An 11,924-nucleotide genomic window follows, 5' to 3' on the forward strand; every position below is an offset into this window, starting at 1 on the left:
CGCCCTTCCGCACCACGAGCGGCCCCGCGACCGTCGCGCCCGCCGCCAGGCAGGTGACGCCGGAACCGACGGTGAGCGGCCCGCCGACCTCGCCGCTGACCGTCCGCGTGCAGGCGGGGTCGGGGACGGCGAGCAGTTCCAGCTCGGCGAGGACGCCGTTCACGGTGAGCCGGTACTGGGCGTACCGTCCCGGATAGGCGACCTTGAAGGGCCGGGTCTGCTTCGCCCAGGTGAAGGACTGGTCGGCGCGTTCGTCGATGACCGCCCATGTCGTCCCGTCATAGGAGCCTTCGAGCTTCCAGGCGGTGGGGCCGGTGGTGGCCGAGGTGAGGGTGTAGAAGGTCACCTTCTGCCGCGAGGGCGCATGAAGAGTGATATTTCCCGAAATGGTGGAGGTGGTGGCCGAGGTGTCGTCCGACAGCGCCGCCGGTCCCCCGGTGACCGGGACGTCCCGCAGCGGCCGCGGCTCGTCACCGTCCTTGGTGATCGACTTCGGCGGCTCTCCCCAGGTGGACGGCTCCGGCCCCATGGCGAAGTCCAGGACCGCACCGCGGGACAGCACGTCGTGCGGCAGCGACGTCGACACCCACGGCTCGCCGTTCACCTTGAGACCCTGGACGTAGACGTTCTTCGCGCTGTTGGCCGGGGCGTTGACGACCACGTCCTTGCCGTTCGGCAGGTGCACGGTGGCCTTGGTGAACAGCGGCGAGCCGACCGCGTACTCGGCGCTTCCCACCTGGAGCGGGTAGAAACCGAGCGCGCTGAAGACGTACCAGGCGGACATCTCGCCGTTGTCCTCGTCGCCCGGGTAGCCCTGGCCGATCTCGCTGCCCAGGTAGAGCCGCGAGAGCACCTCCCTGACCTTGGCCTGCGCCTTCCACGGCTGGCCGGCGTGGTCGTACATGTACATGATGTGGTGCGAGGGCTGGTTGCTGTGGCCGTACTGGCCCATGCGGACGTCCCTGGCCTCGCGCATCTCGTGGATGACGACGCCGTAGGAGCCGGGGAACGTGGCGGTCTCCTGGGTGGCGAAGAAGTCGTCCAGCTTCTTGGCCAGGCCCGCCTTGCCGCCGTACAGGGCGGCGAGACCGGCGCCGTCCTGCGGGGCGTGGAAGGCCATGTTCCAGCCGTCGGTCTCGGTGTGGTCGTAGCCCCAGACGCGGGGATCGTAATCGGCCTTGGTGCGCCGCCACCTGCCGGTGGAGTCGCGTCCCTGGAAGAAGCCCACGGACGGGTCGAACATGTTGACGTAGTTCAAGGCCCTGTTCCGGAAATATTCGGACTCCTCCAGGTAGCGGGCCTTCTCCGCGCCGCTGGACTCCGCCGCCAGGGCCGCGCCCATGTTCGCGATGCCGAAGTCGTTGATGTATCCGTCCATGGCCCACGACATCCCCTCGCCGACCTCGTCCAGGGCGGTGTAGCCGCGGAAGGTCGAGGTCTGCAGGCCCTTGCGCCCGACGGCCGCGCTGGGCGGCACCACCGTGGCGTTCCTGAGCGCCGCCGCGTACGCCGACCTGGCGTCGAAGCCGCGCACGCCCTTGACGTAGGCGTCGGCGAAGGCCACGTCGGAGCTGGTGCCGACCATCAGGTCGGCGTAGCCGGGCGACGACCAGCGGGCGATCCAGCCGCCGTCTCGGTACTGCTGCACGAAGCCGTTTACCAGCTCGCCGGCCTCGGGCGCGAGCAGCGAGTAGGCAGGCCAGGCGGTCCGATAGGTGTCCCAGAAGCCGTTGTTGACGTAGATCTTGCCGTCGACCACCTTGGAGCCCGTCTGGGTGGGCGTGTCCGTGCCGGACCTGGGCGAGACCGGGCTGGCGTACCTGTAGACGGGGCTCGCGGCGGTGCCCGTGTTCTCGAAGGCCGAGTTCGGATAGAGGAACAGCCGGTAGAGGTTGGAGTAGAGGGTGGTCAGCTGGTCCTCACTGGCGCCCTCCACCTCGATGACGCCGAGCTTGTCCTCCCACGCCTTCTGCGCTCTGGCCCGGACCTGTTCGAACGTGCCGTTCTCCAGCTCCAGGTTGCGTCTGGCCTGGTCCACGCTGATCAGCGAGGTGGCGATGCGCATCGTGACCTGCTTGGCGGAGAAGGCCAGGTAGCCGGTGACGTTGTCGCGCCCGGCCCCGGTCAGCTTGCCGCCGGCGGTCGGCGGCTGGTCGAAGACGGCGTAGACGAACATCCTGCCCGCGCCGGCCGACAGGCTGCTGCGGGTGTCGGTGAAGCCGGTGACCACCCCGCCGTCGATCGTCAGCCCGCCGCTGTTGTTGTAGTTGTCGAAGATCAGGCTGCCCGTGTCTCCGGGGAAGGTGAAGCGGAGGACCGCCGCGTGGTCGGCGGGCGCGATCTCGGTGCGGACGCCGTTGAGCAGGTCCACGGCGTAGTAGTACGGCCTGGCGGTCTCGCCTGAGTGCAGGAACTGGGCGGCCCTGGCGACCCTGTCGGGGTTCGGCCTGGCCAGCAGCGAGGGCATGACCTGGAAGGACTGCCTGTCGCCCATCCACGGGCTGGGCTCGTGGCTGGCGGCGAACGCCTGAATGGTCGGAATGTTGTCCGGGTTGCCGTTGCGGTGGTACTCGTACAGCCACGAGTTCGACCCCGAACCGGTCATCGGGGTCCAGAAGTTGAAGCCGTGCGGCACGGCCGTGGCCGGGAAGTTGTTGCCGCGCGAGAAGCCGCCGGTCGAGTGGGTGCCGCGGGTGGTGACGGCGTACTCGGCCAGACTGCCGGCCTTCCGGGGCTCGGCGTTGACGAGGGTGATGTCGTCCACCCAGCCCTTGAACGGCAGCGGGCCCGCGGGTGCGTCGAAGGCGACCAGGACGCGCCTGATCCGCTTGCCCTTGGCGACCTCCCCGATGCGCGACCGCTTCAGGTTCCACTGGTCGGCGTAGAGGGTCTTGGACTCGCCCTGCGCTCTCGGGTCGAGCGCGATGCCGTGCTGGTCGCGGGCCTTGAGGTCACTGAGGTAGGTGCCGTCGGAGAAGGCCAGGTCCACGCTCGCGTACGTGCTGGGATAGCTGAGCGAGGCGCCGGTGAACTCGGGGAACAGCAGGTACGACAGCTCGGTGTCGGCCGTGACCTCGACGTCGGTCTCGAAGACCTTGTTCGTGGTGTGGCCCCCGTGCTCGCCCGTCGTGCTGCCGGAGTAGCGCAGCGCCCTGAGCCCGCTGTATCCGGCGCGGGGCTTCGCGGTGTAGCCGCTGCCGGGGCCGGGGCCGATCAGGGTGCGCATGTCGGACGGCGGCTTGGGCGTGGTGTCGCCGTCCGAGAGCTGGAGCTCGGCGAGCTGGACGATGTCGCCCGAGCCGTTCCTGGTGACGTTGAGCCGGTAGTAGAGGTACGGGACGGGGGCCGCCACAGTGAACTCCCGGGTCCTGAGCCGGCCGTCGAAGACCTCGTTCGTCCGGGTGTCGACGGCGGTCCAGGTCCGGCCGTCGGCCGAGCCTTCGAGGGCCCAGTCGCGGGGGTCGCGCTCGGGGGCGTCGTTGGCCGAGGCCATGGCGTACCGGGCGACCGCGATCGGCTTCGACAGCTTCACCGACACCCAGCCGGTGCGGGTGAAGACCAGCCACTTGGTGTTGACGTCGCCGTCGAACAGGTTCTCCTTGACCTCGCCGCTCGCCGTGTACTCGCCGCTGGCGGCGATGTCGACGATCTCGTCGGTGATCGCGCCGGGGATGCCGCCCGTGGTGCTGCCGGTGACGCCCTCGGTCTTCTTGCCGTCCTCGACGGTGTTCATCCAGGCGGGCTGCGGGTCGCCGGTCTCGAGGGAGGAGTAGAAGAGCGCGCCGGGCGGGGCGGTGGTGACGGCGGCCTTCCTGGCGGCGTTCGGCGGCGGCGTCACCTCCTCGACCGGGGCGGGCTGCGTCGGCGCCGCCGAGGGCGCGTCGGACGGGAGCGGCGACGGTGCCGGGTCGGTCGCCGTGGAGGCGCCGGGTGACGGCGGATCGGCCGCCGCCACACCGGGTAACGCCAGGAACATCAGGGCGGCGGCCGTCCCAGCCACCAGCCCCAGCCGAGGTGATCTCCGCATGCCGAGCCGTCCCTTCAGAGACCCTGCTGACAACGTTGTCAACAGAAGATCCCGAAGCGGCGGCGCTGTCAACGCCCTCGCGGACGGCCCTGCATGCGGACGGTCCTGTATGCGGAAGGCCCTACATGCGGACGACCATGGTGTTGGACACCCGGTCGTGCACCCCGCGGTGGTCGCGGTCCCAGATCAGCGCGGGCACGGCCAGGCACAGCAGCACGGTGCGGACCAGCACCGGCAGCAGCCGCGGGTTGCCGCCGTCCATCGCCGCGACCCTGATCCCGGCCAGCCGGTGCCCGAACGTCTGCCCCATGAAGGCGACGAGCAGCAGGTACTGCACGGCGAAGACGGCGACGGGCGCCCACGGCGCCTCGGCCGGGTTCATCCTGAGCAGGAGCTGGACGACCACCCACGTGCAGATCATCCAGTCGATGACCAGGGCGGCGATGCGCCTGCCCCACCCGGCGATCGCGCCGCTGCCCTCCTCGGGCAGCCCCAGACGCTGGCCGGGGTAGCCGAGATCCACCCCTGCGGACCTGATGCCGCCCAGCCAGGTCTGCGTCCAGCGCGGCTCGTTGCTCCTGCTCATGCCCTCAACGGTATCCGGCGGGACCCGCGGTCGCGATTGTGACCCAATCGCGCTTCAACCCCCGCAATTTCAGCCTCATCATGTCTCCTCGTGGATGATCTGGACGGACGGTTCAAGGAGCTGATCTCGCAGTTCGACGCGGACGAACGGCGCAGGATGACCGCGGCGGCCAGCAAGGGCGCGCGCCCGCCCCGGCCGCCCCGCCGCAGGTGGCCGCTCGCGGTCGGCCTGGTGGTCGCGGTGCTGACCGCCGCGACTTCGGTCGTGGTGTTCCGTCCGGACCTGCTGACTCCGGACTCGGGGCCGGCGGTGACCGCGGGCCCGGTGCCCGAGGAGACCCTGCCTGTGACTCCCGCCCCGGCCGAGGAGCCCGCACCCGGCCCGTTCGCCGGCTCCCCGGCGGAGAAGTACGCCGAGGGCGCGTCCGGCTTCGCCATGCCGAAGGCCAGGGCGCTCGGCGGGCTGTCCAAGAAGGAGGTGGCCAAGGGTCTGAAGCGGACCCGCGAGCTGCTCGTGACGGCCTTCCTGGACACCAAGACGCTCATGGGCGGCAGGCCGGAGGCGTTCGCCAAGACCCTCGACCCGGAGCAGCGCTCCTTCTTCTGGAAGAACCTGGACCGCCGCAAGCCCCGCAAGGACGGCTTCGACGCGCGGGGGTGGGTGAACAGCTTCGCGCCCAAGACCGCCGAGCTGACCACCAAGGTCATCAAAGTGCACGGCAGGACCAAGCTGACGACCTTCAAGGACCACGGCCGCACCAGCGCGCAGGCCGACGTGAACTACCTCGTGGTCTACGCCGTGCACCGGCCCGGGCAGCCGGCCTCCACCGTCCGGATCGTCGCGCACCACCGCGGCCAGGTGCGGTTCTACCGCGACTCCGGCCGCGTGGCGCCCTGGCTGCACGACTGGGGAGCCAGTCACACTCCCGCCCGCTGCGACGTGAAGGACGGCTACGTCCACCCCGTCTACGAGGACTCCCCGCCGGACGAGACGCCCACGAAGGGCCTTCCCGAGGACCCCTACGATCTCGAAGACCCGGAAGGCGACGGCGAGTGCACCGAGGCCAGCGGAACGTGACCCACTTAACACGTGCGAAACAAACGAGACACCACCTGGAAACCGCCCCGACCTACATTCGGCTGATAGCCATGTCCCCAGGGAGGTTCGAGAGTGTTCAGCTCCGCCGACGACGTCCTGAAGTTCATCAGTGACGAAGGGGTGCAGTTCGTCGATGTCAGGTTCACCGACCTGCCCGGGACGACGCATCACTTCACCTTCCCGGTAGAGAATTTCGCGGCGAACGTCTTCACCGACGGCCTCATGTTCGACGGCTCGTCCATTCGCGGTTTCCAGGCCATCCACGAGTCGGACATGCTGCTGCTGCCCGACCCGTCCAGCGCGGTGCTCGACCCGTTCCGTCAGCACAAGACACTGAACCTGAACTTCTTCGTGCACGACCCGCTGACCGGCGAGGCCTACAGCCGCGACCCTCGCAACGTCGCGCGCAAGGCGGAGGAGTACCTCAAGGGCACTGGCATCGCCGACACCGTCTTCTTCGGCCCCGAGGCCGAGTTCTACATCTTCGACGACGTCCGCTTCGAGACGAAGGCGAACGCCGGGTACTACTACATCGACTCCATCGAGGGCGCCTGGAACACCGGCAAGGCCACCGAGGGCGGCAACCTCGGGTACAAGCCGCGTTACAAGGGCGGCTACTTCCCCGTCCCGCCGATGGACCACTTCACCGACCTGCGCTCGGAGATGGTCCGCAACCTCATCGAGTGCGGCATCGACGTCGAGATGCAGCACCACGAGGTCGGCACCGCGGGCCAGGCCGAGATCGACTTCAAGTTCGGCACGCTGCTCAAGACGGCCGACAACCTGATGCTGTACAAGTACATCATCAAGAGCACGGCCCTGGAGTACGGGCACACGGTCACGTTCATGCCCAAGCCGATCTTCGGTGACAACGGCTCCGGCATGCACTGCCACCAGTCGCTGTGGAAGGACGGCTCGCCCCTCTTCTACGACGAGGTCGGCTACGCGGGCCTGTCCGACACCGCCCGCTACTACATCGGCGGCCTGCTCAAGCACGCGCCGTCGCTGCTGGCGTTCACCAACCCGACGGTGAACTCCTACCACCGCCTGGTGCCCGGCTACGAGGCCCCGGTCAACCTGGTCTACAGCCAGCGCAACCGGTCGGCGTGCGTGCGCATCCCGATCACGGGCTCCAACCCGAAGGCCAAGCGCATCGAGTTCCGCGTCCCCGACCCGTCGTGCAACCCGTACTTCGCGTTCGCGGCGATGCTGATGGCGGGCCTCGACGGCATCCGCAACAAGATCGAGCCGCCGGAGCCGGTCGACAAGGACCTCTACGACCTGCCGCCGGAGGAGGCCCGCGCGGTGCCGCAGGTGCCGGGCTCGCTCCCCGAGGTGCTGGCGGCGCTGGAGGCCGACCACGACTACCTTCTGGAGGGCGGCGTCTTCACCCCCGACCTGATCGAGACGTGGATCGCGTACAAGCGCGAGAACGAGGTCGACCCGATCCGTCTGCGCCCGCACCCGCACGAGTTCGAGCTGTACTACGACGTGTAAGCGTCTGACGGAACGGCCCGGAACCGCCCACCCACCTCCTCTTCTAGTGGTCGTCGCAACACCCCAGATGAGGGGATGCGATGGACTTCGAGATCCGGGAGGACCGGGAACGCACTCGGGGCCGCAGGGCTCTGTCCCGTGAGCGGGCGGCATACTTGCGGCTCGTGCAGCGGGGCTTGAGTAACGAGGAGGCATGCCGGATCGTCGGCATCAACTCCCGGACCGGGCGGCGATGGCGTAACGGACGCAATCCGACCGGCAAGCACGTGGGGGCGCTACCGATCACATCGGCGGCGCCCCCAGATGTGTGTGGCCGCTATCTGAACGAGACCGAGCGGATCCACATCGCTGATCGGGTGCGGGAGAAGGCGTCGATCCGGGAGATCGCGCGCGAGCTCGGCCGCGCGCCCTCCACCGTCAGCCGGGAGATCCGCCGTAACCGGCACCCCGGCAACGGTCAGTACCGGCCGCACGCGGCCCAGGCCCGCGCCGACGCGCGCCGGCCGCGCCCCAAACCCGGCAAGATCGGGCAGAACCCCGAGTTACGGGCATACATTCAAGACCACCTGCACAAGCGCTGGCCTTGATCACAGCGTCGTTCGCGCAAGTTCCTCAAGCTGCTGGACGATCCGGTCGATCGGTGCAGAGGCGTCAATCTCAACAGTGGAGATCGCGCTGACAAGCGGCTCCACGTTGGCCAAGTTGCGCAGGATGGCCCCACGTCCTCAGACAGAATCGAGGCTCCGCATGAGCAGGCGCCCGTCCCGCCCCGCCGTGATCACCGCTGTCCGGCCGTCGAGCTCGGTGAGGCGGACAGCGGACACCTCGCCATCGTGCCCGGCGAGCGGCTCGCCCCATTCGCCCGTCTCGGGGTCGCCGAGCACGACCTCGGCGCGGCTGGCCGCCACCACATGGGGCCGTCCGCCGACCGGTACGAGCCCGACCCCCTGCAAGCCGCCGACGTAGCGGCCGAACTTGACGAGGCTCCGCCTTTCACGCAGGTCCCACACCACGGCGCTGCCGTCCCAACTGCCCGACACCAGCACCGGCCGGTCCTTCAGCATCCCCGACGTCAGGCCGCCGAGACCGTCGAAATGATGTTCGCACAGCTCCGCGTGCAGCTCGCGCCGCTCCACGTCGTACACACGCACGCGGGGGCACGTGCTGCTGTCGCCGCCGACGAGCATGGGGCGCCCGTCCAGCTCCATCCCCAGCGACTTTCCGAGGCCGGCATGCGACTCGTCCGCGAAGACCCGCACCGCGCCGCTCCCCAGGTCCCACTGCGCGAACGGCTGATGGGTCGCTCCCCCGCCGATCACGATTCGGCCGTTGTGGACGACGGCGCCGATCGCGAGCACCTCGGTGAAGCGCAAATCGCTGTCCTTGTGGAACGGCATGTCCAGCTGGTGCCTGCTCCACCGATCCTCGGACGGGTCCCACAGGAACACGCCGTTGACGGTGTCGACACAGACGAGGAGCGGACGTCCGTCCAACCTGACGATGTCAAAGTCCTGGATCGGGCCGGCCGAGGGGATCACGGCGGATCGGATGACGGAGAAGGCTGTCATGACCGACACCGTAGGGGAAACAGCCGATAACTGATCCAAAAACGGATTGTTTCACTGACGGCCCTAGGATGCCGTCACTCTCGGTGACAGGACGGCGCCGCCGAGAGCGGGATGCGGCCGGCTCCGGCTATGGGTCCCTGCCCGAATACCAAATATCGGCGCAACGCCTCTCGCCCACCGGGAACGAAAGGCCATCGATCAACGACCTCCCGCAGTTCGAGCTCTGTGAGCCAGGCATGCCAAGCGATCTCGGACGGATCTGGAACCAATGGCTCAGTGATCACGGCCTCATGCACCCCGAACCAGACAGGGCTGACCCCATCCCGGCACAGGAACTTGAACATGAAACGCACCGGGACGCTGGCGCCCAGTTCCTCGGACAGCTCGCGGGCTGCCGCGTCCTCATACGACTCGCCCACATCCACGGCACCGCCGACCATCACGTCATAGTGGCCGGGAAAGCGAGTGTGCTGCTCCGCTCGGCGCAGCACGAGGATCCGCCGCATCGGATCGCGACAGATCGTCGTCGCGATCCGATGCATCCATCGCCGACGCTCCGCCTCTGCCCGGTCCACGACTCCCAGCACGCGGTCCAGTTCATCCACTCGCTCGACCAGCTCGCCCATGCAGGACACGATCGCAGGCACCACCGACAATCTGCTCTACGAGCACCCCAAGCTAGTGATCTGCGTCACATGACCTGCCCGGAAACGCAGCACGAGCGACGACCCCCAGCGCGAACACCCCGGTGGAAAGCCACCTGCTCGATCGCCACACGAACACAACCGCACACAGCGAGTACGGGCAAAAGACGGTTCTTCGTCACCGACGCCATCATGAACGGACTGCCGCCGCACATCGCCCAAGTGATCTGCGGTCATAAGAGTATTGATACAACGATGGGTTACAAGGCCGTTTACCCGGCCGAGTCGATCGAGGCGCACAGGGCGTTCATCGCCCGCCGTCGCGCTACCAGGCCCAGCGAAGAGTACCGGCCCCCACCGAGGAAGAATGGGACGCGTTCCTCGCTCACTTCGAGAAGCGCAAGGTGTCCATCGGCACCTGCGGCCGAGCCTTCTCAACTCCTTGTGTTCATGAGCACGCATGTGTCAGATGTTCACTCCTGCGGCCGGCCCTCAACCAAGATCGAGAACAAGTTCAAAGAAGCGTGCATCAAACGCCCTTCAGAACACGATCAAGTGCCGCCCGGCCTGCAGGTCCCCAGTTCGGCTTACCGCCGGGGAGGCCCCGATCTCCGTTCTGCCCCATAAGCATCAGGAAGAGGCTCTTCATGGCGGCCAGCCCGCGGGCGCGCCTGATCGTTGCCTCGTCCGCGTGCGCGTACGCGTCGAAGAACCGTGCGGCCGTGCCCGCGGGTAGCAGCACCCACGCGGCGCCGAGGTCCCACGCGGGATCGCCGGCGAACAAGGCACCGAAATCGATCACGCCCGAGAGCGTCCCGTCCGAGACGACGACATTCGCGGGATGGAGGTCACCGTGCAGCCACATCGGCGGGCCCTCCCACTCGGGGGCCGCGACGGCATCGGCCCAGACGGCCCGGACGGCGCGGACATCGCCGACGGCGTCGGGGTCAATGGCCTGCAAGAACTGCTCGAAGCCGCCCGTGCACCTCTTGGGGTGAGCGCCGAGGTCCGAACTGGCCGGGGCCTCGGCGGGCGCCTCCACATGGAGCGCCCTGAGGAAGCCCGCCAGCGTGTCGGCCGCGTGGGCGCCGCGGCTGATCGAGCCGTGGTCCAGCGGCTCGCCGGGAACCCACGTCATCACGGTCCAGTGCTTGGGGAAGCGCTCGGACGGTTCGCCGAACCGCACCGGGGTCGGCACCGGGAGCGGCAGGCGCGGAGCCAGCACAGGTAGCCACCGCCGCTCCTTGAGCTGGAGCTCCGGGGTAGGGTCCATGCGCTGCATGCGCACGGCCAACTCGTCTCCGAGGCGCCACATGTGGTTGCCCCAGCCGCCCGCCACCTCGCGGATGGCCAGCCCTGCAAGGTCCGGATGTTGCTCCTGCAGCAGGTCGCGGACCAGGTCTGCGGTGATCTCAATCTCGGTGTCGGTCATGCGAAGTCACAGTACTGATACGGCAGGCGGAGCGGCTCTCGCTCTCCGGAACATCTCGCCGTGATTCCTCTGGCATCACCGATTCGGTGTCAGAGAGCTGCAGATCAGAGGCTTTGGGACGGACCGGCCCCAAAGTTCAGAGAAGCCTGCTTCCGCTGCCCGATGCTGAACGTCAACCCCGAAATGCTCGACCGGCTCAACGAGATCGAACTTGCGGTGCGGGGGTACGGCGGGAGGTGAGGGCGTAGCAGGCGGTGGTCGCGGCGGTGAGGATCGCCGCCGCCGGCAGGGGGTGGGCGAGGGTGGCCAGGATCGCCACGCCCAGGGTGGCGCCCGTCTGGCGGGCCGCGTTGAGCACGCCGCCCGCCGTGCCCGCCGTGCCGGGCGGGGCGCTCGCGACCGTGCCCGCCACCAGCGCCGGGAGGCAGAACGACAGGCCGAAGCCCATGACCAGGAGCCACGGCGCGAGCAGGTCCGTCAGGGCAAGGCCCGCGAGGCCGGTCGCGAGCAGGGTCAGGCCGCCGAGGATCGGCAGGCGGGGGCCGACGCGGGCGACGATCCGTCCGGTGAGGACGGGGTTGATCGCCATGGGCAGGGTGAGCGGCAGGAAGGCCAGGCCCGTCGCCAGCGGGGTCAGGTGGCGGGCGTCCTGGAGCAGCAGGGTGAGGACGAACAGGGCGCCGGAGAAGGCGAAGTTGGCCGCCGTACCCGCGAGGAGCTCCGGCCAGGTCGCGGTGAGCAGGCCGCCGGGCAGGGCGGGGGCGGCGCTGCGGCGCTCCGCCACGACGAGCGCGACCAGCGCCGCGCACGCCAGCGCTCCGGCCACGACGGAGGAGCCGATCAGGGCTTCCGCGAGCAATCCGAGGAACAGGCAGGCGAGGGCCTGGATCGTCCAGTCGATGGCGCGGGCGCCTCTGGGCGAGCGGACGTCGCGGACGGCCAGGAGGCTGATCAGGGCGAGCGGCGGGTTGATCAGGAAGACGGCGCGCCAGCCGTACGCGTCCACGAGGAGGCCGCCGAGCAGGGGGCCGGCGGCCAGGGCCGTGCCCGTGACCGCCGCCCACACGCCGGT

At 68.9% G+C, this 11,924-nt stretch carries 9 protein-coding genes; 3 read left to right on the forward strand and 6 right to left on the reverse strand.

From position 1 onward, the window contains the following. Both ABZ297_RS44000 and ABZ297_RS44005 read right to left on the reverse strand, forming a co-directional pair. A partial coding sequence (locus ABZ297_RS44000; RefSeq protein WP_355359599.1) for a GH92 family glycosyl hydrolase occupies window positions 1–4,027 on the reverse strand: 4,027 nt, incomplete at its 3' end. Between the two features lie 121 nt (window positions 4,028–4,148). Further along, on the reverse strand, window positions 4,149–4,613 hold the full coding sequence (locus ABZ297_RS44005) for an RDD family protein (protein ID WP_350806365.1): 465 nt from the start codon (window positions 4,611–4,613) through the stop codon (window positions 4,149–4,151). 90 nt (window positions 4,614–4,703) lie between these two features. Here ABZ297_RS44005 and ABZ297_RS44010 point away from each other — a divergent pair, with 90 nt between their 5' ends. From ABZ297_RS44010 to ABZ297_RS44020, 3 genes are all read left to right on the forward strand, one after another. Further along, window positions 4,704–5,690 (forward strand): hypothetical protein, encoded by a 987-nt coding sequence (locus ABZ297_RS44010; protein WP_355359603.1) that lies wholly within the window; start codon window positions 4,704–4,706, stop codon window positions 5,688–5,690. Window positions 5,691–5,783: 93 nt separating this feature from the next. Beyond that, on the forward strand, window positions 5,784–7,208 hold the full coding sequence (gene glnA / locus ABZ297_RS44015; protein WP_355359606.1) for a type I glutamate--ammonia ligase: 1,425 nt from the start codon (window positions 5,784–5,786) through the stop codon (window positions 7,206–7,208). A gap of 80 nt (window positions 7,209–7,288) precedes the next feature. Continuing rightward, window positions 7,289–7,795: a helix-turn-helix domain-containing protein gene (locus tag ABZ297_RS44020; protein WP_355359609.1), complete on the forward strand. Its 507-nt coding sequence runs from the start codon at window positions 7,289–7,291 to the stop codon at window positions 7,793–7,795. A 138-nt stretch (window positions 7,796–7,933) separates the two neighbouring features. Here the strand turns inward: ABZ297_RS44020 and ABZ297_RS44025 are convergent, their stop codons facing one another. The 4 genes from ABZ297_RS44025 to ABZ297_RS44040 form a co-directional block, all read right to left on the reverse strand. Beyond that, the gene (locus ABZ297_RS44025) at window positions 7,934–8,776 is read right to left on the reverse strand and encodes a WD40 repeat domain-containing protein (protein WP_355359612.1); all 843 of its coding nucleotides are present in this window, start codon (window positions 8,774–8,776) and stop codon (window positions 7,934–7,936) included. A gap of 74 nt (window positions 8,777–8,850) precedes the next feature. Then, window positions 8,851–9,402, reverse strand: coding sequence for an NUDIX domain-containing protein (locus ABZ297_RS44030; RefSeq protein ID WP_355359615.1), 552 nt, complete (start codon window positions 9,400–9,402; stop codon window positions 8,851–8,853). A gap of 547 nt (window positions 9,403–9,949) precedes the next feature. Then, window positions 9,950–10,852 carry an aminoglycoside phosphotransferase family protein gene (locus ABZ297_RS44035; RefSeq protein ID WP_355359618.1) on the reverse strand — a complete coding sequence of 301 codons (903 nt, stop codon included), beginning with the start codon at window positions 10,850–10,852 and terminating at the stop codon, window positions 9,950–9,952. Between the two features lie 196 nt (window positions 10,853–11,048). Beyond that, window positions 11,049–11,924, reverse strand: an 876-nt coding sequence (locus ABZ297_RS44040; protein WP_355359621.1) for an MFS transporter, incomplete at its 5' end; no start/stop codon positions are given.

It is taken from the genome of Nonomuraea sp. NPDC005983, assembly GCF_040614375.1.
GTDB lineage: Bacteria > Actinomycetota > Actinomycetes > Streptosporangiales > Streptosporangiaceae > Nonomuraea.

Coding starts and splice junctions, on each gene's coding strand:
- ABZ297_RS44030 (WP_355359615.1), bottom strand. CDS start 9,402: ATGGGCGAGCTGGTCGAGCGAGTGGATGAACTGGACCGCGTGCTGGGA.
- ABZ297_RS44035 (WP_355359618.1), bottom strand. CDS start 10,852: ATGACCGACACCGAGATTGAGATCACCGCAGACCTGGTCCGCGACCTG.
- ABZ297_RS44020 (WP_355359609.1), top strand. CDS start 7,289: ATGGACTTCGAGATCCGGGAGGACCGGGAACGCACTCGGGGCCGCAGG.
- ABZ297_RS44005 (WP_350806365.1), bottom strand. CDS start 4,613: ATGAGCAGGAGCAACGAGCCGCGCTGGACGCAGACCTGGCTGGGCGGC.
- ABZ297_RS44025 (WP_355359612.1), bottom strand. CDS start 8,776: ATGACAGCCTTCTCCGTCATCCGATCCGCCGTGATCCCCTCGGCCGGC.